The following is a 23,878-nucleotide window of genomic DNA, read 5'->3' on the forward strand; positions in this document are numbered from 1 at the left end:
CAAAAACGTTTCTGCAGTTTTATACTTTATTTGCAATGTGGAGGTTTGCAAAATGACCTTATCTTTATTTGTTCAAAATCTCGTAAACGGTATTTCTCTAGGGAGCATGTATGCCTTAATTGCCATTGGATATACGATGGTATATGGAATAATTAGACTAATCAATTTTGCACATGGAGATATTTTAATGCTAGCAGCATATTTTATAACATTTGGAATTGAAATATTTTATTTACCATGGTGGGCTGCACTAATCTGTTCTATTATGCTGACTGCCTTGTGCGGAATGCTTATTGAAAAAGTTGCTTATAGACCATTAAGGCAAAAAAATGCCTCTAGAATTTCACTATTAATATCTTCAGTAGGAGTTTCTTACTTTTTAGAAAATGTAGCTATTGTGGTTTTTGGTGGCCGGCCAAAGTCCTTTTATACACCTCAAATTATGACACACGTAATAAAAAGTAAAACAATTTCAATTCCAATACTAGGTATTATAATTCCAATTACGACGTTAGTCATTTTAGCAATACTTGTATATATTATAAATAAAACAATTCTCGGTATGTCAATGCGAGCCTGCGCTAAAGATACAGATACTGCAAAACTTATGGGTATTGATGTAGACAAGGTTATTACAACTACTTTTGCTATAGGTTCTGCTTTAGCTGCTATTGGTGGAATAATGTGGGGTTTAAAATATCCTCAGATACACCCTCTAATAGGAGTAATGCCTGGCCTCAAGTGTTTTATAGCAGCTGTGGTTGGCGGTATCGGCAATATTCCTGGAGCGGTCTTGGGCGGAATGGTGATGGGTCTTGGTGAAATAATGTTAGTAGCCTTAATGCCAAGCCTATCGGGCTATCGGGATGCTTTTGCATTTATTATTTTGATCTTGATTTTGCTTTTTAAACCTACAGGAATATTAGGCGAAAAAATGGCAGAAAAAGTGTAGGTGATAGAGTTGTTTAAAAAAAGAAATATATTGACAATTTGCGTTATCGCTTTACTATTTATATTTTTAATATGGGCTCAGACGACTTTAGATGCTTACAAAATACGAATTTTAAATCTTTGTGCTATAAATATAATACTTGCTCTTAGCCTAAACTTGACAAATGGTTTTACTGGGTTATTTTCTTTGGGGACAGCAGGCTTTATGTCTATCGGCGCATATACAAGTGCGCTTTTGACTATGAGCAAAGAGACAAAAGAAATGAACTTTTTTATGACGCCGATGATGCCTAGCCTTTTGAATTTAAACACTTCATTTATTGTGGCACTATTATTAGCTGGCATGTTTGCGGGGATAATTGGATTTCTCATAGGCGCTCCTGTTCTAAGATTAAAAGGAGATTACCTGGCTATAGCAACCCTTGGTTTTGGAGAAATAGTTGCAGTAGTATTTACGAATATTCAAACAATTACTAACGGAGCATTAGGCCTTAAAGGATTGCCTCAATACACAAATCTTTATTGGAGTTGGGGCATAGCAGTAGGTGTAATATTACTTATGATAAATTTAGTAAATTCTAGTTATGGCAGAGCATTTAAGTCAATAAGAGAAGATGAGACTGCAGCACAAGCTATGGGTATAAATTTGTTCAGACACAAGACTATGTCTTTTACCTTGAGCGCTGCAATAGCAGGTGTGGGAGGCGCTTTACTAGCAAACCTATTATCAACAATTGATCCAACAATGTTTAGATTTTTTTATACCTATCAAGTGCTTTTGATAGTGGTTTTAGGAGGAATGGGTAGCATAACCGGGTCGGTTATAGCAGGATGCATAATGGCCGTTTTAATGGAAGCCTTACGATCTGTAGAGTCAACCCTTAATTTAGGTTTTATTACAATACCAGGCATTCCAGGGATGAGGATGGTTATATTTTCTCTTATGCTTATTTGCGCGGTAATATTTTTACGTAATGGCATAATGGATGAAAATGAGATATCGTGGGAAAGTATTTTAAAAAGAAGGAGTGACCACTGTGAGCCTTTTAAAAATTAAAGAAATAACTGTAAAATTTGGAGGACTCATAGCGGTTTCAAATTTTAATCTTACTCTTGAGACTGGAGAAATCGTTGGGTTAATTGGTCCTAACGGTGCTGGCAAAACCACTGCATTCAATACTATAACAGGAATATGCAAACCAGCCTCTGGTTCAGTAAATTTTAATGACAATGAGATTGTTGGACTATCTCCAGATAAAATTACAAAATTAGGAATTGCGAGAACATTCCAAAACATAAGGCTTTTTCAAAACTTGTCGGTGCTTGAAAATGTTATGGTTGGCCAACACCTAAGATTAAAATCTTCATTGGTAGCTGCCATTTTACGTATTCATTCTTATATAAAAGAAGAAGAAGCTATGAAAGAAGAAACTAGAAATCTCTTGAAGAGTGTGCATTTAGAAGAAATGGTTGAGGAAAAAGCTGGCTCACTTCCTTATGGCAAACAAAGAAAATTGGAAATAGCAAGAGGTTTAGCTACACACCCAAAGCTACTATTGTTAGATGAACCTGCCGCTGGTATGAATCCTCAGGAAGCTGTGGAATTGATGGAATTCATAAATGAAATTAGAGATAAGTTTGGCCTTACAATTTTGATAATAGAACACCAGATGGCAGTTATAATGGGGATATGTGAGAGAATTTTGGTAATGGATCATGGGGTAACAATTGCTGAAGGTAACCCGTCTGAGATTCAACATAATCAGCAAGTTATTGAAGCTTATTTGGGGGTTGAGGACGATGCTTGAAGTCACAGAATTAAATATTAAATATGGCGGGATACATGCTGTAAGAAATGTAAGCATTAATGTACCTGAAAATAATATAGTTGCACTAATAGGCGCAAATGGAGCAGGAAAAAGTTCTATATTGCGAGGAATATGCAATCTTGTAAAAAAAACTGGCAAAGTTTCTTTTCTAAACGAAGATATATCTGCATTACCTACAAAAGCTATAGTTGAACATGGAATTACAATGGTTCCTGAAGGAAGAAGAGTTTTTAGTGATATGACAACTTATGAAAATCTTATATTAGGAGCATATACACGAAGAAGAGACTTAAGGAAGGTAAAGCAAGATATTGATATAGTATACGGATTCTTTCCGCGATTAAAAGAGCGAGAATTCCAGCTAGCTGGCACACTATCGGGCGGCGAACAGCAGATGCTAGCGGTAGGCAGAGCTCTTATGTCAAAGCCTAAGCTTATGATGTTAGATGAACCATCTATGGGTCTCTCACCGATTCTAGTTAATGAGATATTTAAGATTATCCAAAAGATAAGAGAAGATGGTGTGACAATATTATTAATTGAGCAAAATGCACGAATGGCTTTGAAAATAGCTGATTTAGCTTACGTTATTGAAACAGGTTCCGTAACACTTTCAGGAGCCGGAAATGAACTTTTAAAAAATAACAAAGTTCAGGAGGCATATTTAGGCGTCCAAAAGCCTTTCACGGCCAGAAGTGAAAAAGATAAATTAAGTTAATATTTTCTAAACATGACTTTAATTAGAAGTTGCTTTAAAAAAATTATGAAAGGAATGTGCTTATGAAGAAATACAAGGTATTTATTAATGGTGAATTTATAGATGCTGAATCTCAAGAGATAATCGAGGTTACTAATCCTGCCAATGGAGAAATTGTTAGTCAAGTTCCTTCCTCTTCAAGAGACGATGTAGAAAAAGCAATAAGATCAGCAGTATCAGCTCAAAGTAAATGGAGAAGAATGCCTCAAATAGATCGAGCTTTATATCTGAAGAAAATTGCAATAAGATTGAGAGAACAATCTGATTATTTTGGAAAAATTATTTGTGAAGAACAAGGGAAACCTTTATCACACGCTATTGGCGAAGTTTTAGGTGCTGCAGACTTATTTGAATATCATGCTGAGTGGGCTAGGAGAATAGAAGGAGAACTTATACCAAGCGATTCCCCAAATGAAAATATTTTTCTTTATAAAGAACCTTTGGGTGTTGTAACATGCATACTTCCTTGGAATTTTCCCATGTACGTATTAGCAAGAAAAATGGCTCCAGCACTTATAACCGGAAATGTGACAATTTTAAAACCCAGTAGCGAAACTCCTAATTCAGCACTCGAATTTGCCAAAATATTGCAAGATATAGACTTACCGGCTGGTGTAACTAATGTGATAACGGGAAGAGGTTCCATAATAGGTAATACCTTAACAACAGATCCGCGAATAAACATGGTTACTGTTACTGGAAGCACAGAATCAGGTAAAGATATAATGAGAAGTTGTGCGGAAAATATTACAAAAGTGTCGCTCGAATTGGGCGGGAAAGCTCCAGCTATAGTTATGGATGATGCAGATATTGAATTGGCTACAAGAAGTATTATTGATTCAAGAATATCTAATGCTGGCCAAGTCTGCAATTGTACTGAAAGAGTGTACGTCCATGAAAACATATATGATAGTGTTGTAGAGCGAATTGTGGAACTTATGAAAAATATTACTTTTGGAGATGGTATGCGAGATAAAAATGTTCAGATGGGTCCATTAATAAATCATTCTGCAGTTAAATCTGTTCATGATATGGTTATTAAGGCCATAAAAGACGGTGCAGAATTACTCTTGGGTGGCTACATTCCTGAACAATATAGCAAAGGAAGTTTTTATCCACCAACAGTGCTTGTAAATTGCCAACAAAGTATGGAAATTATGCATAAAGAAATATTTGGTCCAGTTTTACCCGTAATGAAATTCAAAACTTTAGATGAAGCCATATCTCTTGCAAATGATTGTGAATATGGATTAACATCTACAATTTATACAAAAGACCTCAATAGAGCACTTTTTGCAGCAAATAATATGGAATCAGGAGAAGTTTATATTAATAGAAAACAAAGTGAAGCATATAATGGCTATCATGCTGGCTGGAAAAAATCTGGTTTAGGCGGCGATGATGGCAAGCACGGTATGGAAGAATTTTTGCAAACAAGAATAGTATATATTAAATATTGATTATTTTACAGCTTAAAAGTATTTTAGAATTAATTATACTATGTATAAATTTAGCTAAACAAGAACTCCTAATAATTTGAATTTCGGCGATTGCCTCCTAGGTATAAGGAGGCATTTTTAATTCTAGTGCGCCTGGCATGGGCGATAGCTTGGTGGCGAGAGTCCGCTATGGGCGGTTTGGCGGTGGGAACCATTAGCCAAGGGCAAAGGTGTCCATAACGAGCGCGAGATGGAATCTGAAGGAAGCCTAAGGCAAAGTCCCGGCCCGATGAATAAGAATTGCATATAAGGCTGAATTGGAGCGGACGAGTTTGCTAGATAAAACCAAGTCCAACACCGCCCAAGCTCCATATAGTATATGCTGCGGGTAGATGGGATGAAGGCTATCGTTCTTATTCGGGGAGGTCTGGTAGGTATGCTATGGAAGCGTAGTCAGAGGCGGTAACCAATGCAGTGATGTATGGCTAAACTGCCAGAAGTCAGCAGAGGTTATAGTACTTTTCTGGACATGTGCAGAAAAGGAAGGAGCGAACAATAGGAGGTTTCCTGAAATTGAGGGACATGAAGGAGTATGTAGAGAGTAGACAACTTCCAAAAGAAGGCTACCTGCAAGAAGTACGGGTGAAATTGGGAGATAATATAGGAGTGCAGAGTACTCTTTCTATGTCTGATACGGAGGGGAATATTGGCAGCAAATACGCCAATGAATTATTTGAGAAAATCCTTGACCGCCACAACATGAACAGAACATACAAGAAGGTTAAGGTAAACAAAGGCAGTCATGGAGTGAATAGTATGACAGTAGATGAAATTCTACAACACCTGAAACAAAATGGCAGTCAACTCACAGAGTCCATTCGGAACGAGGAATATCGCCTCCAATGTCAGACAGGTAGAAATACCAAAACCTGATGGGGATAAAAGATTGTTTGGCATCCCTACAGTTAGGTGATACAGCAAGCCATAGCCCAAGTTCTTACTCCAATCTACAAAAAGCAATTCTCGGATAATAGTTATGGATTTCGTCCGGGACGCAGTGCAAAACAGGCAGTTAAGAAATGTAAGGAATGCATTGAAGCTGGCTACAATCGAGCAGTAGATATTGATCTTGCTAAATACTTCGATACTGTCAACCGTGGCAAACTTGTGAGGTTATTATCAAAAACGATTAAAGACTGAAGGTACTGTCCTTAATACGGAAGTACCTTCAGTCTGGAGTCATGATTAATGGGGTTGTCATGAGAACGAAAGAAGGAAAGACACATGGCGGAAACTTATCTTCACTCCTGAGCAACATCATGCTTCATGAACTGGATATAGAATTTACTAGAAGTGGTCTGAGGGGGTCTGAAATGCCGATACTGCAATATCTATGTCAGAAGCAGGAAAGCAGCAAATAGAGTAATAGCAAATATCACTCGCTTTATTGAGGATGAACTAAAGCTCAAAGTCAATAAGGAGAAGAGTGCTAGGGATAAGCCATGGAAGCTTAAGTTTAATGGGTTTTCATTTTACACCAAAAAAGGCGAAATCGGGATATGAGTTAATCCCAAACTTGTTGCTAGACTTAAGCAAAGACCAAAGGAAATCACGGATAGGAGTAATGCCATGAGTATGTTACAGAGGATGGTTAAGTTAAGACAAATTATTGTTGGATGGGCCAATTCTTTCGAAAACCCTCACCAATGAATACCTTAAGAAGATAGGACTTCAGTCAATCAGTGAAAGATATTTGTCAGTCCACCAATTTTATTGAACTACTGCATACCGAACGGTATATACGGTGGTGTGAGAGGACACTGAATAAATTAATTATTTAGCTCCTACTCGATTTTTTATTGTAATCATTATTATATAATTTGTTTAATAAAGCTAATACCTCATTAAGATCTTGGTGTTAGTATATAAATATGGACATGAAAAGTTTAACACGGCAAAATGATTACAAGAAACTTGTGTTAAACAATGTCCAATAACGGTATCCGATACACAGATGATTTCAAACAGCAGATTGTAAATCTGTATAATTCTGGCCAGACTGTATTAGAACTAAGCCGTGAGTATTGCGAGCAACGTTAACTTATTTATAAGTAGATTAAACAGCATTCTCCGATAAAGAAACTTGTAATAAGGAAATCACAGCGAAGGAGTATCAAGCAATGCAAAAACACATTGCTGAACTTGAAACGGAAAATGAAATATTAAAAAAAGCTACTGCCTATTCCTAAGAAAACGATAAATGAACTCGCTATATTTATCGAAAAATACAAGTCAAAATATACCGTCAAACTTATTTGCAAAGTTTTAAAGTTTCCTTTAGCACAAAAGGTAATCCATATGATAATGCTTGCATCGAATCCTTTTACTCGGTATTAAAGAAGGAAGAGGTAAATCACCATAAATATTACGCTTTCAATGCTGCACGTAAGGCAATATTTGAATATATAGAATCCTGGTATAACAGAAAAAGAATTCATGTTCTATCGATTATATGACTCTGCAAGCAGCACATGAAGCTGCAAGTGTAGTATCATAAAAAGTTAAACTTTTTATGACTAAATTATTGACACAAAACCAAACCTTATATAATTAATCTTTATTAATATCTGTAAAAAATATATAATTAAAAAAGGATAGAGACAGAAATCTAAGGTTCTTAAGAGTTTTAAGATAGTAATTAAGGATATTGGTTTGTGTAATATCAAATTATTCAAATATCTTAAGGAGGCAAATTATGTATAAACCTATTGGCTCTTGGGTGGCTATACCCACACCCTTTAACGAATCAGGAACTATTGACTGGAAAGGTTTTGAGATTCTTATCGACCATCAAGCAGCACATGGTACATCAACTTTGCTTGTAATGGGTTCTGCCGGAGAAGTTACTTTATTGTCAGCGGAAGAGCGAAAAGAAATCGTAAGGCGCATATCAAAATATGCCAAAGGAAAGATACCGGTATTCTTCGGAGCCGCATTTCCTACCACTGAGGAAACCATCAAATTTAGTCAGTATGCGGAAGGAGAGGGTGCCGATGGGTTAGTTTATACTGCGCCCCCTTATTTGCTGCCGCCTCAGTCGGCACTGGCAGACCATTTAGTAGCTTGTGCAAAATCCGTATCTATTCCGGTAGCTGTCTACAATAATCCCAGCCGGGTAGGGGTTTTTATTGAACCTGATACTATAGGACGTTTGGCTGAGGAATGTCCTAATTTTGTAGCAGACAAAGAGGCCATGGGAAGTGTTCAGCATTTAGTAGAAGTAAAAAGGAGAGTGGGAGAAAAAGTCCACATACTCTGCTGCGACTATCCGAAATATTCCATTTTACTGCCTACTCTTGCCATTGGCGGCCATGGAGCAGCAAATATCGGAGGGAATATAATACCTGAGGAGATGGCTGCAATTGCAAGACCTTGGGACAGCATAGAAAAAGTTGAGGAAAGCCGCAAACTTTATTTTAAGTATTACCCGCTTCTTGAAGCACTCTACTGGTTTTCAAATCCGATTGTAATAAAAGCGGCCTTAAACATTCTCGGACTTCCGGGAGGCATGCTGCGCAGACCTTACCAGGATCTTAGAGGAGAAAAGCTGGAAGACCTAAGAAAGCTGATGGATGAGATGGGCGTTATCGAAAAATATGGACAAAAATAAAGCTAAAGATTATAGAGGGAGGGAAGTTTTTTATGAATAAAAATTTGGTGGTAATCGGAGGAACTGCGGCGGGAATGAGCGCCGCAGCACAAGCCCGTCGGGGCGACCCATCACTTCCCATAATTGTCTTTGAGCGCACAGGTTATATAACTTACGGATCTTGCGGTCTGCCTTATTATATCGGAAATGTCATAAAAGATGTTAACAAACTTATAACTTATACCCCTGAATACATGAAAGAAGAAAGAAATATCGATGTTTATATATTGCATGAAGCTGTAGGCATAAATACCCAAGAGAAGTACGTGAAGGTTAAAAACCTTAAAAGCGGTGAGACGTTTAATCAGCCATACGGTCAGTTGGTAATAGCCACCGGCGCAGTTTCAGTTGTCCCTAAAATACCGGGTATTGATAATAATGGCATATTCACATTAAGAAATATTGAAGATGGAATTAAAATTAAAGAATTTTTATCATCGAAAAATGTGAAACACGCTGCAATTTTAGGGGCAGGCTTCATAGGGCTTGAATTAGCAGAAGCTCTTAGAAATTGGGGCATAGATGTAGATATTTTTGAAATGCTTCCAAGAATTCTTCCCCAAATCGATGAAGAACTTAGTGCTCTTATTGAAGCAGAGCTGGAAAAAAATTCAGTAAAATTATATAAGAACACAAAAGTTGTTGAGTTTAAACCTGCCGAAAAAGGCGGCTTGAAGATAATTACTGAGGGCAATAATATTTTTGATGCAGATATGGTAATTGCCGCAGTAGGAGTTAAGCCGAATACACTTCTTGCACAAAATGCAAAGATACAGACGGGGACTTTAGGCGGTATAGCAGTAGACAAATATATGCGCACAAGCTGTCCTGATATATGGGCTGCCGGAGATTGCACGGAAACTTACAATCGTATTACAAAAAAGCCCGTATATGTTCCTCTAGGAACTACAGCTAACAAGCAGGGCAAGATTGCAGGGGAAAATGCAGCAGGGGGCAGCGCTATCTTTCCGGGCATTATCGGAACTCAAGTAACTAAGATTTTCAATACATATATAGCAACTACAGGCCTTAATGAAATATCAGCAAAAGATGCAGGAATGCTTCCAATTTCTGCGAAGATAAAACATGTAGATAAAGCAGGCTACTATCCCGGCTCCAAATCCATACATGTAAAGATCATCATTGACAAAAATACGGCTAAAGTCATTGGAGCCCAGATGGCGGGGAGCGAGGGAGTTGGAAAGCGTATTGACATTTTTGCCACTGCCATTACTGCAGGTATGACGGTCTACGAATTAAATGAACTGGATCTTGCTTATGCACCACCGGTATCGCCGGTTTATGATCCTGTGCTTATCGCTGCATCAGCAGGGATAAAGGCATTAGAAAAGGCATAAACGAAAATATTAAACCCCTTCATTAATAAATAATTTGGAGGGGTTTAATATTGTGCGCACCCGTGGATTTTAAGCTATCCGATTTTTAAATAAAATATTAAAATAAAAAATTCACAAAGAAGGAATATTAAAATATTTGTCGAATATTTAATATACAATAGGTGGTATATACCACAAACCACTAAAAAAGAAAGTGATTAAATTGAGATCTAAAGAACAGCTACCTCCAATTTACGATCAAATCAAAAGATTGCTGGAAGAAAAAATTGAAAATGGCGAATACCCTCCCGACTCTAAGCTGCCTTCGGAAAGAGAGCTTAGCGAGCAATACAAGATAAGCCGAATGACTGCCAGAAATGCTCTAACTTCGCTGGTAAACGAAGGCAGGGCTTACAGAAAACAGGGGAAAGGCACATATGTTGCAAAGCCGAAGATAAAAAGAGATTTGCTGCATTTGACAGGCTTTTCCAAAATGCTTAAAGAAAGAGGCATAGAGCCAAGCAATTATACACTTGGAGCAGAAATCTTTGAAGCGGATAAAATAATTTCAGAAAAATTTAATATTTCAATTGGAGAAGAAGTATATAAAATAACAAGACTGCGCCGAGGAAATCAGCAAAATTTTGCTCTTGAGTATTCTTATCTGCCGGTAAAGCTTTTTCCGGGCCTTTTGGATTATGACCTGGAAAAAGATTCTTTATACAGAATCATAGAAGAAGAGTACGGTTTTAAACTAAAATTCGCAAAACAATGGATAAAACTTGCAAAAGCCAACGAATACGAGGCAAAAGTCCTGGAGATAAATCCGGACACCCCTATACTGATTTTAGAATCAATAACCTATACCAAACATGATATGCCTGTTGAAATGACATATTCTCTTACAAGAGGCGATCTGTGCGAATTTTATACTGAGCTTTGGAGCGATTTGTCATAATATTTTTTAAGTTGGGAGTGGCATGAAATATGGCAAAAATTATCGGAGTCGGAGACAACGTAGTAGACAAATATTTAGATTTAGGGCTTATGTTCCCGGGAGGCAATGCCCTAAACGTAGCTGTTCTTTCCCACAGATATGGAGCCGATGCCGCCTATATGGGTGTGCTGGGAGAAGACAGAGCCGGCAGACATATATACGAAACATTGCAAAAAGAAGGCATAGACATATCCCATTTAAGGATAGCAGAAGGTCCTAATGCGTATTCAGAAGTAACCTTAGTAGATGGCGACAGGGTATTTGTGGGAGGGGATCCGGGGGTATCCACTCAGCTTTCATTTACTGAAGATGATTTTGAATATATGAAAAAATTTGATCTGATTCATACTAGCGTTTATAGTTACATAGAAGATGAACTAAAAAACCTAAAAGAAACTGGTAAAATTGTTTCATTTGATTTTTCAGATAGTTATGAACAATCCTATCTAAATAAAACACTTCTATATGTTGATTTTGCCTTTTTTTCCGGTTCAGGCAAATCTTTGGAAGAAATCAAGGATTTCCAAAAAAAAGTAAGCGAGCAAGGTCCCTCTTTAGTTCTTATTACAAGAGGCTCCAAAGGAGCAATCCTTTATTATAATGGCAAATACTATTTACAAGACAGTGTTCCTACAAAGGTTGTGGATACCTTAGGGGCAGGAGACGCTTTTATTGCAAGCCTGATAGTAAGTATTCTTGATGGGAAGGAGGTAACTTTTGCTATGCAAAAGGCTGCCGAAGATGCAGCCAAAACTTGCACCTATTACGGTGCTTTCGGCTATGGAATAGAATTTTAATTTTTATAAGGAGGGAGAACAATTTTGAAGAGCTATAGAAAAACCTTATCACTGGTGATTATCTTTGCTCTTGCACTATCTTTGGTTGCCGGCTGCGGAGGAGGCTCTCAGGAAACAGGAGGCACTACGGAAGAGACGCAAGGCGAGCAGGTAGTATTAAAATTCTTGCACAAATGGCCTCAGCCAGAGAATATGCCTTATTTTGAAGATGTGGTAAAAGATTTTGAGGCTACGCATCCTAATATAAAAATAGATATGGAAGCTGTAGCGGATGAACCGATTAAAGATAAGCTGCGGGTTCTTATGGGAACAGATTCCCAGCCGGACATATTCTTTTCCTGGAGTGGCGAGTTTGCCAAAAAATTTGTTCGTTCTAACAACGCCTTAGACATAACTGAGGCCTTAAATGCAGATACAGACTGGAAAAACAGCATTATGCAGGCAGGCCTTGAGCCCTTTACAATGGATGGAAAGGTTTATGGAATTCCCTTTAGAATTAATGGAAAATTCTTTGTATATAACAAAGAGATATTTGCAAAGCACAATCTCCAAGAGCCTGAAACCTGGGCGGATTTTATTAAGATATGCGAGACATTAAAAGCAGACAATATTACCCCTATAGCGCTGGGAAATCAATATCCATGGGCAGCATGCCATTATCTCACCGGTTTAAATCAGAAGCTTGTGCCTCAAGATGTACGCATGAAGGATTACAATCCGAAAACCGGAGAATTCACAGACCCTGGGTATGTCCAAGCTCTAGAGTATTTAAAATCCCTAAATGACAATGGCTACTTTAATGAAGGCGTAAATTCTACATCTCATGATATGGCTCATGAAATGTTTTATGCAGGACAAGCGGCTATGTTCTATGTGGAATTAGAAGAGTTCCAGCAGGTAGAAGATAACTTTTCGGGTAAATGGGATTTCTTTGCGCTGCCAAAGATACCTGAAGGCAAAGGAAATCAAAACTTCTTAACAGGCGCACCTGATGGATTTATGATATCAGCAAAGACGAAACATCCGGAGGAAGCCATAGAGTTTTTGAAATTCTTGACCTCAAAAGAAAACAGTGAAAAACTTGTGAAAGATTTAGGCTGGCCAAGTCCTATAATTGGAGCTGTTAACGAAACGAATGCTTTCCCGCTATTAGTAGAAGGAATGAAAGCAATTGAACAGGCAGAAGGTATGGCTCTGTGGCTAGATACAGACGTTCATGTAAAAGTAGCGGAAGTGTATCTTGCCGGTTTGCAAGAACTTCTGAACGGCAGCAAGACACCGGAGAAAATAATGGAAGAAGTAAGACAAGTAGCTAAACAAGTTCAGAGTGAAGTCGAGTAACAATAAGCAATTTAATGTTTGCCCTGCTTTAAAGCAGGGCAAACATTAGGGGGTGCTAGCCGTGAATATATACAAAAATAAACGTTTAGCTTTTTTATATCTGCTGCCGGCTGTCGCTTTTGTTGTTGTGTTTATTTATTTTCCGGTAGTGCTCAATATATTTTACAGCTTTTTCAGATGGAGCGCTTTTTCTGATAAAGTTTATATTGGAATAGAGAATTATAAAAGACTTTTCAAAGATCCTATTTTTTATTTGGCTTTAAGAAACAACACATTATATGCAATAATCTCCATAATTTTTCAGGTAGGCCTGGGATTAGTTTTAGCTGCTATCCTGGAAGAAAAATTTGTTAGGAAATTTCAGCCGTTTTTCAGAACTGTTTATTTCATGCCTTCGGTTATATCACTTACTGTGGTAGGACTTTTGTGGCAGTTGATTTACAATCCCAACATAGGAATTGTAAATGCAGGGCTTAAGGCAATTGGTCTGGAAAGATTTGCCTATGATTGGTTAGGCAGCGGTAAAACGGCGATATATGCGATAATAGCAGTGTCGCAGTGGCAATATACAGGTTATATTATGCTGCTATTTCTGGTTGCCATACAAGAAATACCCCCGGATCTTTATGAAGCTGCCATGATAGATGGCGCTAACAGAATCCAGGTATTTTTCAATGTTACAGTCCCTCAAGTTAAAGAAATGATACTTGTGTGCACCACCATAACTATAATCGGCGCTTTCAAAGTGTTTGATGAAGTATATGTTATGACGGCAGGAGGACCCGGAAGAGCATCTGAGGTTCTTGCCACATACATGTATCGTTCGGCGTTTAGAAATGATGAAATGGGATACGCGGCTGCAATTGCGTTTATTATATTTGTAATAACATTTATTCTATCGTTTTTGCAAAACAAATTCTTCGGATCCGATAACAAAGCTTAGGAGGTGCATGGTTTTGGGGAAAACTTCGCTGTCAACTAAAGTTGTCCATTTTATTATTATGGCACTGCTGATAATGTACGCTATAAGCATAATATATCCGCTGTGCTGGATGGCTATGAGCGGTTTTAAATCAAACAGAGAAATAATGCTCAACACCTGGGCACTTCCGAGCAAATGGCTGTGGGACAATTACGAGCTGGCATGGGAATACGGAGTAAAACAATATTTTCTAAATAGTGTAATAGTAACAATAGCCTCAGTAGTGCTGACTATTGCTATAAGTGCGATAGCTGCTTTTGCACTTAGCAGATTCGAGTTTAGCTATAAGGAATTGGTGCTAGCTATAATTATAGGCGGCCTTATGCTTTCTCCACAGGTAGGACTTATTTCTCTTTACAAGTTATTGAGCAGTCTGAGAATTTACAACACATACTGGGCGCTGATTATATCCTACACTGCCTATAGAATTCCGTTTACTGTTTTTCTAATGCGTTCGTACTTTATTACGCTGCCTCGAGAAGTGGAAGAATCTGCATTTATAGACGGATGTAATAGCTGGCAAGTATTTTCGAAAATAGTACTGCCCATGAGTCGGCCTATAATTGCTACATCGGCTTTGCTTACTGCCATGTTTACCTGGAATGAATTTATGTTTGCTTTGGTATTTATCGAAGATAACAGTCTTAGAACAGTTCCTGTAGGTCTTATGAACTTAAGAGGGGCACTTACGACTAAATGGTCTGTGCTGCTTGCGGGGCTTACGCTTTCTGCGCTTCCGATGATTATCATGTTTTTGATATTCCAAAAGCAATTAATCAGGGGCTTGACATCAGGAAGCGTAAAAGGATAAATTTTACAAACTAAATTTTAAGGGGGAAAGGTTATCGTGGAAAACAATTTATTGGATTATCAAGAATCATTAAAACATGCTCTGAGCCAAAGGGATGAAATTGAAAAAACCGTTAAGGAGTTACTAAAAAGAGATATAAAAAATGTGATATTTGCAGGATGCGGCGGTTCTTTGGCTATTATGTTTTCTTGTGAGTATATAATGCGCCAAAATTCGTCCATACCTGCCTTTGCATATAATGCAGGAGAATTTAATAAACTGTGCCCCAAGCTTCTTGGTAAAAATTCCTTACTTATTACTGCTTCATATTCGGGAACAACACCGGAAACAAATGAAGCAGTCCAGATTGCTAAAGAGAAAGGAGCTGCAACAATCGGTTTTACCGGAAAAGCCGATTCTCCACTTAGTAAAAATGTAGATTATGTATTTTTAAATAATGCAAAAACAGGTGCCACCAACGCGAATTTGATAATGCTTTATGAGATTATATTTAGCATAATGCGCGAATTAGATGGCTTCGAAAAATATGACGCTGTAATGCAGGCATTAGATACCCTTCCTGATAACCTGGCAGAGGTTAAAAAACTTGCGGAAGAGAAAGCTGAAAATTTTGCAAATGAATATAAAGATGAAACGAAGTTTTTGACGATAGGAGCCGGTTTGAGCTGGGGAGAAGCCTATGCCTATGCAATTTGTATATTAGAGGAAATGCAGTGGCTGTATGCTCAGCCTGTCCATGCCGGCGAATACTTCCATGGACCCTTTGAAATTGTCGATGAAAATGCGAACTTAATAATATTAAAAGGAGAGGATTTTGGCAGGCCCCTTGTGGAAAGAGTAATTGATTTTTCACAAAAATACACTAAGAGATTGGTAATATTAGATACAAAAGACTACCCCCTGCCCGGGGTTGATGAAGAAATGAGGGGATATTTAACACCTTTTGTACTATCGGCAGCCCTTGATAAATATTCAGAAAAACTTGCAGAAATAAGAAATCATCCGCTCTCAATTAGAAGATATATGGGAAAAGTACCTTATTGATTGATTTGTGATAAATTATTAAAGCTCGATTGCCAAACCAATAAATAATTTAAACCACCCGTTTTATTCAAGTATATCATCACGGGTGGTTTAGTTTTTCAAAGCCTTAAATTACTTTAAGCGTAATGGGGTAAAAAATTTTATAATCTATTTCTCGACAACAACAGGCGTAATTTCCTCTAACATTTCTAGCATTATATCTACTACTTCAGGGTCATATTTTACTCCCTTGCCATTCTTGAGCTCATCGATAACTTCCTGCCTGCTCCTTGCAGGTCTGTAAGGTCGATGAGACCCCATGGCTTCAACTACGTCGCAGACTCTGATAATGCGATTTTCGATACTTATTTCAGAATCTTTAAGGCCGTCCGGATACCCCGAGCCATCTAAATTTTCATGGTGATGTAAGGCTACATCTGCTACAGGCCACGGTAGGTTACAGTCCTTTAGTATTTGATATCCGTGGAGTGCATGTGTTTTAATTAAAGCCCATTCTTCTTCAATAAGGGCTCCTGGTTTACACAGCAAGCTTTCCGGTATGGATATCTTGCCAATATCGTGCAAAAGTCCGCAGGCATAAAGACCGCTTATTCTATCCTTATTAAAGCCCATTTTTTCACCTATTTTCTGAGCATACTCCGCTACCTTTCGCGCATGACCTGCAGTATAAGGATCCCTAGAGTCCATGGCTCTTGCCACGGTCTCGGCAAGGTCAAAAAAGGATTGTTCAAGCTGAAGCTCGGTCTCTCGCTGTTTGCGGCGAATTTTTGCCTCTTCCAATTCCCTTTCTATAGCTGCAACAAGTCTTGTTAAGTTATCCTTCATTATATAATCATGAGCACCGGCTTTCATTGCAGCTACAGCTGTTTCTTCGCCTACAGCGCCGGAGACAATAATAAAAGGGATATCAATACCTTGCTTCTTCAAAATTTCAAGGGCTTCAAATGCGCTAAACCGCGGCATATGATAGTCGCAAAGCACCACATCCCATTTTTTGCTAGATAAAGCGGCCTCCATAGCTTCGGCGGTTTCTACTCTCTCAACTATGGGAGCAAAGCCGCCCCGCTTTAATTCATAAACTAAAAGCAGTGCATCATTTTCCGAGTCATCCACAATAAGGACATGAAGCAGTTTTTCCACTTAACTTCATCACCTTCCGAAGATATTTGCTAGTTAAAAGATTTATGATAGCAAAGTAAAATAAAATGTTGTACCTACATTTTCTTCACTTTCTACCCAGATTTTGCCGCCGTGCCTTTGAATAATCCTTTGAACAGTGGCAAGGCCTATACCGGTACCGGAAAATTCACTTTCACTGTGCAGCCGCTGAAAAGGTTTAAACAATTTTTCCGCATAAGCCATATCAAAACCGATACCATTGTCTCGAACGAAATACACACAGCCCTTTTCGGAATTCTCGACTCCGAACTCTATCTTTGCCCTGAGATTTTTAGATGTAAATTTCCACGCGTTTTGAAGCAGATTTTCCATAGCTGCCCGTAAAAGGTTCCTGTCGCCGAAGACTGTAACATTTTCTGCAATAACTGTTTCAACTTGTCTTGCAGGCTCAAGAGTTTTTAAGTCCTGTAGTATATCCATACACATCTTGCTTAAATTGACTTGACTTATATAAAGTTCTGCTCGCCCAATCTTTGAGAGCTTTAACAAACCGTCTATAAGTTCTTGCATGCGGCGGGCAGATGAGAAAATCCTTTCAAGATAATCTCTGCCTTTTTCATCGAGGATATCCCCATAATCTTCCAATAAAATTCGAGAAAATCCTATGATGCTTCTTAAAGGGGCCTTCAAGTCGTGGGAAACGGTATAACTGAAAGATTCTAACTCTTTATTTGCTTGTTCAAGTTCAATTCGGGACTTGGTATCTGTTATATCTGCGATATTAAATAATGTGGCAACTTTCCCTTCGTATTCTATCAAAACATTGCTTATAAGCGCATAAAAATAGCTGCCGTCGCTTTTTAAAAACCGCATTTCATATGTCTCCGGTTCACTGCTTCCCTTTTGCCTTCTTTCTGCCCGTTCTAAAATCAGTGCTCTTTCTTCAGGGTGTATGATATCTTCAATAGGCTTGTCCAATATTTCTTCCAGCGAATAGCCCAGCATTGAGGCAAACTTCTGATTAGCATAAACCAATATTAAATTCTGATGGATGCCAATACCGATTAGAGCGTGTTCTACTAGGTTCCTATACTTTTCCTCAGATTCTCTTAAATTTCTCTCAGTCAATTTTAGCTGCCGGATATCTTTTGCGCTTATTATTAAACCGGAGGGTTCATCGAACTGATCTTTTACAACAGATGCAGAAATTAAAACCGGAATTAGTTCTCCACTTTTTCCCTTTAGGTAAATTTCCCGGTTGCTTATGGCACCAGATTCTGCAAGTTCTCCGCTGATTTCTTTTTTACCTTCAGAAGATGCGGCAATAAATCCAAAAGGCTTACCCTGTAATTCGCGAGGCGTATAATTTAAAAGACGAAAGACTGCATCATTGACAAATGTTATGTTGTTGTTGGAGTCTAAAAGAAATATAACATCATTCATTGTCGCAAGTATTTCATCGGCAGTTCCTTTAGGAGTAAGAGCTATAAAATTATATTTTAATATAGCATAAGCAAATCCTCCTGCCCATATCAATATAAATACGATTGCTAAAGGAGGAACAAAGGTAATTCCAAGAGTCGGAAATATGACATCGGTCAGAGTTCCCAGCACAATCGTAGGAAAAGGCGTGATAAAAAACAGTTTTGCAGCCTCTTTTTGCCGCTTAATATTTGCTTTTTTCCAGTAGTCATAGGCTAAATATATGCTAATAGAGATAAAGCTTACGTAATAAGCAGTAAAGAAAATCAACTGAGGGGTGTTTGCAATAACCTGTGTCCAGCCATAAGAATCCTGAATGACATCTGAAAAAATCTTATTTCCGCTCCACTGCCAGTAAACGCAAAGCACGGCAGGTAAAAAGCATAATATCGTAAATAAAGGGCGCCTTGATATTTTACTGTGCCCGGTAAATTCCATATAAAAAAGCAAAATAAAGCTGGGGAAAGTGCACCATCCCAAAGCCGGAATATTAAGCCAAAGCAAAGCTTCCTGCTTGGACAGTGCCCCCACGAAAAGTATAGAACCCGTGCTCCATATAACAAAAGGTAACATTGCAAGAGCACAAATTCGATTCAGCCGTTTATTCGGATTTTGGCGCAAAACAAATACCATCAATAAAATGTAGAATACCGAAGACATAAAGTAGAGAAGAATTGTCAGCCATCGCAAATGATTTCACCTTCTATACTTTAAATGTTTGTGTAGCATTGAATAACTGTTTTATCATGCTTGTAAGCTCGTTGATAGAAGCAGTGATTTCTTGCATGGAAGCTGCCTGCTCTTCAACTGCTGCACTTACTTCTTGACTGCTGGCGGCAGATTCTTCAGTTATTGCAGATATATTTTGGATAGCGCTGATAACATTTTTCTTATCTTCATCAATTTCCTTGATGTGTTCAGCAAGTTGATTAAGATGTTCAATAGAATTATTTACTGCATCTTGTATCTCTTTAAAAATACCAGAAGTATTATTCATAGAAATCGTAAAATCGCCGATGAGCCTTTCAGCGCTTGCCATTGATTCTTGAGATTGGTTAATAACAGATGCAATCTCTTCTATCATACCGCTGATATCTTTAGTTGCAACAGCAGTTTGCTCAGCAAGTTTTCTTATTTCATCTGCGACTACTGCAAATCCTCTGCCTGCGTCTCCTGCCCGCGCCGCTTCAATAGCAGCATTTAATGCCAGAAGATTTGTTTGATCTGCAACAGAAGCTATCGTTTCAACTATATTTGCAATAGAACTCGATTTTTCTGTTACAGTCCTTATACTTTTTGCAACATTTTCTATAGCTTCTACACTCTTTGAATAATTATCTTCTAAATTCTTCATGGCTATTAAGCCGGTTTTGCTTTTTTCGCCTGTGCTTACAGCAAAATCGCCGGTGTCATTTGCAAGGTCGTGCATTCTATCCAGCTTATCGCCAAGTTTGGCAGTCAAATTCACCGCATCTTCAGCTTCTTTAGCTTGTTCTGATGCACCTTCTGCTATTTGCTGAATAGTTGCTGAAACTTCCTGGCTGCCGGCGGCTACCTGCTCGATGGATTCATTTAATACTGTTGTGGTTTCTTCTGATGTTTGAGCGATTTTTTGTATATTGCTTACTATATTTCTGAAGCTTGCTACAGCAGTATTTAAAGCCTGTATAGCGGCTCCAAACTCATCTTTTCGCTTAGTTTCGATGGAAATTGCAAGATTTCCGCTTGCAAGCTCTGCCGCGTATTTTTCTACTTGCTCAAGGGGCTTACTAATGGCTCTTGAAATTGCAAGGGACATCAATGCGCCTATTATTATAAATACTATTGTCATGATAATGGTATTTCTTCTTATTGAATTAATGCCGGCAAATATCTCGGCCTTTTCTTGGGTTAAGGCAATTGACCAAGGAGTTCCCTCCACAGGGGCAAAGGCCATATACTTTATTACGCCTTTGTATTTATACTCACCGAAGCCCGCCTCGCCATTAATCATTTTTTGCATTAGCAGACTTAACTGTTTGAGTTCAGAATCTTTTTCTGCATTCTTTATCATGTTTTCTTTATTTTTTACAAGCTCAATATCTTTATGAGCAATCATATCACCATTGCCATTTATCATGTAACCGTAGCCGGTTTTTCCAAATCCTGTATTTACAATTATATTGTTCATTTCGGCATGATCAAAGGCAGCTACCAATATCCCTACCTGACTGATGCCATTTTTTATCGGAGTTGCCATATACACTAAAATTTGGTTATTTTCTACTACAGGATCAGAAAAGCTCGTCTTTCCGGTTAGTGCTTCTTTAAAGAAAGTTTTATCAGAAATATTATCTTTTGTCTCATCACTGTATATTACATTGCCGTTTAAGCTAGAAACGCCAAGTTTTATGTAACCCAGCCGCTCTTTATCTTCCAATAGGGCCGGTTTTTGTTCTTCCCATATCATATTCCTTAGCCTTGCCTTTGAAGCGCAGCCTTCGAATTCTGCAGACGTCTTGTCAAGCCACATTTTTACAGAAGTTGCATTGGATTTTGCCTGGGACAGCAAAAGCTCTGAAGTGTTGTTTTGAATAGTTGCAGCAGCTCGATTATAGGACATAAATCCTGTTATAACGCATATGGCAATAACCATTACGGAAATGCTGGCGATTATAAATCTGCTGATGCTTGCGCTTTTTGTTATATCTTTTCCTTTTACAATCCTATCTTTTTTTGCCATTAATCAGATTCCCCTTTTTACACTTTTTAAGATAATTTTTGATTTCATAATGACCTGCAGGAATAAAAGATTTCCTTATTTTGTATTAATTATAAAATACTGGCCACCTCAAAGCAAGCAAATTTTGTAAAAAGAAGAAATTTTTTGTTGCATGTTATTATAAAATAATCGCCGGCTTCAATAAAATCCCGACAATTTTGCTAAAACTTTGGCACAGAAAAGGATTTACTTTAAAAAATCTCAAATATATAGTAGAATTAGTACAGCATTTGTTGCAAATTTAGGGAGGTATTATAATGACGTCCGAGACTCAGGATTCCGGCTATTCCCTGAGAACCAAAATATATCACACCCTTAAAAATGCTATTTTAGACGGTGTGTATAAACCAGGCGAAAGCTTGATAGAAATGAAGCTTGCCAAGGAACTTGGTGTTAGCCGAACTCCTATAAGAGAAGCATTACGGCAATTAGAATTGGAAGGACTGGTAACCAGCATTCCAAATAAAGGTGTTATCGTTGAAGGTGTGTCTCCACAAGATGTAGAAGACATCTACACCATCAGAAAAATGATAGAAGGGCTTGCAGCAAGATGGGCTGCAGAAAAGATTTCAGATGAGCAGTTAAAGGAATTAAAAGACATCTTAGACCTTATGGAGTTCTACACAGAAAAAGGCAACACCGAAAAGCTCTCAGAGCTTGATTCGCGCTTTCATGATATTATATTTCAAGCGAGCAACAGCAGACCTTTGGAATCGGTGCTTACTAACTTTCACCAGTTTATTCAGCGAGCTCGCGCAGTTTCTGTAAAGGCTAAAGGCAGGGCTGTCCACTCATTAGAGGAACACCGCAAGATATATGAAGCACTGGCGGCGCATGATGCCGATGCTGCCGAAAAGGCAATGACAGAACATGTAGGAAGCGCAAGGTCAAATCTTATACCATTTTTTGAAAAGGATAAGATATAACTTACAAAAGAGGCTTGTCACCAGGTCCCCGGAAAACTCCGCCGGTATTGTCTATAAGCGATTGGATGCTCTCACAGAGCAATTTAACTCCGCTGTCAATATCTGATGTCGGAATTTGAGCTGTGCTGAGCCTGAAACTTTCAGAAGGCTTTTGATTGATAAAGAAAAGATCTCCGGGGACGATAGACACACCTTTTTTTATAGCCTCATGGTAAAGAGTTGAGGAATATAGGTCTTGAGGCAGAGTAATCCAAAAGAAATGGCCGCCGCCGGGTGCAAAGCATTTTGCGTCTGATGGCATGTATTTATCGAAAGCCGTTAGGGTTTTCTGCCATTTCTCATAAAATATTCTTTGAAGCCGGTTTATGTGCATAGACCAAAGGCTTTTCCTTAAGAATAAGTCCAAAATTCGCTGAGAAAGACCTGAAGTAGATATATCCGAAGAATATTTTGCAAGTGCGATTTTGTTAAAGTGCCGGCGCGGCACTGCAAGAAAGGCGATACGCAGTCCGGGCAAAAACAGCTTTGAAAAGCTTTTAATATAAAATACCTTTTCAGAGTTGTCAAATGCCTTAAGCAGAGAAGGCTTTTCGGTGTAATAAAGATCACTTATGTGATCATCCTCAATTATATAAAAATTGTATTTACAAGAAAGGGCTATCAGCTCTTTCTTTTTTTCTGTGCTGTAAGAATAACCTGTAGGATTTTGGAAAATAGGCATTGTATAAAAGAGGACAGGAGGATTATTCTTAATATTCCTTTTTAAATCCTCTAAGTCGACCCCATCTTTTTCCATATTAATTTCAACAATACTGGCATTGCGGGATTTAAAGGCGTTTATGGCGCCGGGGTAAGTCGGGGCTTCTACATATACAGTATCGCCACTGTTTAAAAAAGCCTTTGCAATAAGGTCTATGCCCTGTTGCGCTCCTGATATTATCTGTATTTCATCTAAAGGAACATCAATATCATGCTGCACACTCATAAAATGGCCAATAGATTCTTTAAGGGGCTGATAGCCGCTGCTCTCCTGATACTCTAAAGCATAACCGCCGTCTCTGTCCAAAACCTCATTGATTATTTCCTTAAATTCTTTTACCGGAAAATAATCCGGTGAAATAGAACCTGCACTAAAGTCGAATCTTATGCCTTTGTCTTTAGTGGTATTTACTAATTTGTCGGAAGGCTTTGACTTAGAAGAAATATCGCCCAAAAAACAAGCATATGTTCCGCTGCCCACCTTGGATTTAGCAAATCCATCGGATTGGAGCTTTTTGTAAGCATTTACTATAGTGACAGTATTAACATCAAAAAATGAAGCCATAAGACGAATAGGCGGAAGCTTTTCTCCGTATTTTATTTGACCGCTCAGAATTAAATTGGAAAATCCCTTATATATTTGAATATAAAGGGGTTCAGTTGAGTTTTTGTCTAAATGTATCGATTCAAATTTCTCCATAATGTCCTCCATTTGCTTGAATTATGCTAAATTGTATTGACAAACACATTGCTAAATGCCAAAATAATGTTTGTATAAACTGCAAAGACAAAATGTATGGCTAATTACTGCACTTAAAATTTTATTATGTACCGATA

The 23,878-nt window shown here is 38.1% G+C and carries 21 protein-coding genes and 2 pseudogenes; 19 read left to right on the plus strand and 4 right to left on the minus strand.

All coding sequences use genetic code 11. The features are described 5' to 3' along the window. The first annotated feature begins 52 nt into the window (after nucleotides 1–52). The 18 genes and pseudogenes from BUE08_RS09430 (at nucleotide 53) to BUE08_RS09505 (ending at nucleotide 15,994) form a co-directional block, all read left to right on the plus strand. Nucleotides 53–952: a branched-chain amino acid ABC transporter permease gene (locus BUE08_RS09430; protein ID WP_286680812.1), complete on the plus strand. Its 900-nt coding sequence runs from the start codon at nucleotides 53–55 to the stop codon at nucleotides 950–952. A 9-nt stretch (nucleotides 953–961) separates the two neighbouring features. Beyond that, nucleotides 962–2,008 carry a branched-chain amino acid ABC transporter permease gene (locus BUE08_RS09435; RefSeq protein WP_353682118.1) on the plus strand — a complete coding sequence of 349 codons (1,047 nt, stop codon included), beginning with the start codon at nucleotides 962–964 and terminating at the stop codon, nucleotides 2,006–2,008. Further along, nucleotides 1,989–2,759: an ABC transporter ATP-binding protein gene (locus tag BUE08_RS09440; protein ID WP_286680814.1), complete on the plus strand. Its 771-nt coding sequence runs from the start codon at nucleotides 1,989–1,991 to the stop codon at nucleotides 2,757–2,759. The genes BUE08_RS09435 and BUE08_RS09440 overlap by 20 nt, the downstream gene beginning before the upstream one ends. Continuing rightward, the gene (locus BUE08_RS09445) at nucleotides 2,752–3,498 is read left to right on the plus strand and encodes an ABC transporter ATP-binding protein (protein ID WP_286680815.1); all 747 of its coding nucleotides are present in this window, start codon (nucleotides 2,752–2,754) and stop codon (nucleotides 3,496–3,498) included. The genes BUE08_RS09440 and BUE08_RS09445 overlap by 8 nt, the downstream gene beginning before the upstream one ends. A gap of 62 nt (nucleotides 3,499–3,560) precedes the next feature. Then, nucleotides 3,561–4,997 carry an aldehyde dehydrogenase gene (aldA, locus tag BUE08_RS09450; RefSeq protein ID WP_286680816.1) on the plus strand — a complete coding sequence of 479 codons (1,437 nt, stop codon included), beginning with the start codon at nucleotides 3,561–3,563 and terminating at the stop codon, nucleotides 4,995–4,997. 552 nt (nucleotides 4,998–5,549) lie between these two features. Continuing rightward, nucleotides 5,550–5,909 carry a hypothetical protein gene (locus tag BUE08_RS10995; RefSeq protein WP_286680817.1) on the plus strand — a complete coding sequence of 120 codons (360 nt, stop codon included), beginning with the start codon at nucleotides 5,550–5,552 and terminating at the stop codon, nucleotides 5,907–5,909. A 36-nt stretch (nucleotides 5,910–5,945) separates the two neighbouring features. Next, nucleotides 5,946–6,176 (plus strand): reverse transcriptase domain-containing protein, encoded by a 231-nt coding sequence (locus BUE08_RS11000; protein WP_502689442.1) that lies wholly within the window; start codon nucleotides 5,946–5,948, stop codon nucleotides 6,174–6,176. A gap of 59 nt (nucleotides 6,177–6,235) precedes the next feature. Further along, a complete protein-coding gene (locus tag BUE08_RS11005; protein WP_286680818.1) occupies nucleotides 6,236–6,397 on the plus strand; it encodes a hypothetical protein in 162 nt (53 codons plus the stop codon). A gap of 172 nt (nucleotides 6,398–6,569) precedes the next feature. Further along, a pseudogene (locus BUE08_RS11010) lies at nucleotides 6,570–6,686 on the plus strand (hypothetical protein); the annotation flags it as partial. A gap of 617 nt (nucleotides 6,687–7,303) precedes the next feature. Next, nucleotides 7,304–7,492, plus strand: a pseudogene (locus BUE08_RS09465) (IS3 family transposase); the annotation flags it as partial. 239 nt (nucleotides 7,493–7,731) lie between these two features. Then, nucleotides 7,732–8,646 (plus strand): dihydrodipicolinate synthase family protein, encoded by a 915-nt coding sequence (locus BUE08_RS09470; protein WP_059032275.1) that lies wholly within the window; start codon nucleotides 7,732–7,734, stop codon nucleotides 8,644–8,646. A 32-nt stretch (nucleotides 8,647–8,678) separates the two neighbouring features. Then, complete coding sequence (locus BUE08_RS09475) at nucleotides 8,679–10,043, plus strand: FAD-dependent oxidoreductase (RefSeq protein WP_286680819.1); 1,365 nt, start codon at nucleotides 8,679–8,681, stop codon at nucleotides 10,041–10,043. A gap of 202 nt (nucleotides 10,044–10,245) precedes the next feature. Then, nucleotides 10,246–10,980 carry a GntR family transcriptional regulator gene (locus BUE08_RS09480; protein WP_286680820.1) on the plus strand — a complete coding sequence of 245 codons (735 nt, stop codon included), beginning with the start codon at nucleotides 10,246–10,248 and terminating at the stop codon, nucleotides 10,978–10,980. 29 nt (nucleotides 10,981–11,009) lie between these two features. Further along, nucleotides 11,010–11,816, plus strand: a complete 807-nt coding sequence (locus tag BUE08_RS09485; protein ID WP_286680821.1) for a PfkB family carbohydrate kinase — start codon at nucleotides 11,010–11,012, stop codon at nucleotides 11,814–11,816. Nucleotides 11,817–11,840: 24 nt separating this feature from the next. Beyond that, nucleotides 11,841–13,157 carry an ABC transporter substrate-binding protein gene (locus BUE08_RS09490; RefSeq protein ID WP_213997118.1) on the plus strand — a complete coding sequence of 439 codons (1,317 nt, stop codon included), beginning with the start codon at nucleotides 11,841–11,843 and terminating at the stop codon, nucleotides 13,155–13,157. A 67-nt stretch (nucleotides 13,158–13,224) separates the two neighbouring features. Continuing rightward, nucleotides 13,225–14,100: a carbohydrate ABC transporter permease gene (locus BUE08_RS09495; RefSeq protein WP_059032349.1), complete on the plus strand. Its 876-nt coding sequence runs from the start codon at nucleotides 13,225–13,227 to the stop codon at nucleotides 14,098–14,100. 13 nt (nucleotides 14,101–14,113) lie between these two features. After that, on the plus strand, nucleotides 14,114–14,950 hold the full coding sequence (locus BUE08_RS09500; RefSeq protein ID WP_202859723.1) for a carbohydrate ABC transporter permease: 837 nt from the start codon (nucleotides 14,114–14,116) through the stop codon (nucleotides 14,948–14,950). A 36-nt stretch (nucleotides 14,951–14,986) separates the two neighbouring features. Continuing rightward, nucleotides 14,987–15,994, plus strand: coding sequence for an SIS domain-containing protein (locus BUE08_RS09505; RefSeq protein ID WP_213996643.1), 1,008 nt, complete (start codon nucleotides 14,987–14,989; stop codon nucleotides 15,992–15,994). A gap of 147 nt (nucleotides 15,995–16,141) precedes the next feature. On the opposite strand, the gene BUE08_RS09510 is transcribed toward BUE08_RS09505, so the two are convergent. The 3 genes from BUE08_RS09510 to BUE08_RS09520 are packed head-to-tail and all read right to left on the minus strand — an operon-like array spanning nucleotide 16,142 to nucleotide 21,317. Beyond that, entirely contained in the window at nucleotides 16,142–17,134 is a 993-nt protein-coding gene (locus BUE08_RS09510) for an HD domain-containing phosphohydrolase (protein WP_281796600.1), read from the minus strand. Between the two features lie 42 nt (nucleotides 17,135–17,176). After that, nucleotides 17,177–19,285, minus strand: coding sequence for a PAS domain S-box protein (locus BUE08_RS09515; RefSeq protein WP_213996646.1), 2,109 nt, complete (start codon nucleotides 19,283–19,285; stop codon nucleotides 17,177–17,179). A 13-nt stretch (nucleotides 19,286–19,298) separates the two neighbouring features. After that, on the minus strand, nucleotides 19,299–21,317 hold the full coding sequence (locus tag BUE08_RS09520) for a methyl-accepting chemotaxis protein (RefSeq protein ID WP_286680822.1): 2,019 nt from the start codon (nucleotides 21,315–21,317) through the stop codon (nucleotides 19,299–19,301). Nucleotides 21,318–21,613: 296 nt separating this feature from the next. Between BUE08_RS09520 and BUE08_RS09525 the strand changes: the two genes are divergently transcribed. Further along, nucleotides 21,614–22,282 carry a GntR family transcriptional regulator gene (locus BUE08_RS09525; protein WP_059032289.1) on the plus strand — a complete coding sequence of 223 codons (669 nt, stop codon included), beginning with the start codon at nucleotides 21,614–21,616 and terminating at the stop codon, nucleotides 22,280–22,282. A gap of 1 nt (nucleotide 22,283) precedes the next feature. Here BUE08_RS09525 and pdxR read toward each other — a convergent pair whose 3' ends face one another. Next, a complete protein-coding gene (gene pdxR, locus BUE08_RS09530) occupies nucleotides 22,284–23,741 on the minus strand; it encodes a MocR-like pyridoxine biosynthesis transcription factor PdxR (protein ID WP_286680823.1) in 1,458 nt (485 codons plus the stop codon). Nucleotides 23,742–23,878 lie beyond the last annotated feature (137 nt).

The sequence above is a fragment of the Tepidanaerobacter sp. EBM-49 genome (assembly GCF_001896645.1).
Taxonomy (GTDB): Bacteria; Bacillota; Thermosediminibacteria; order Thermosediminibacterales; family Tepidanaerobacteraceae; genus Tepidanaerobacter; species Tepidanaerobacter syntrophicus.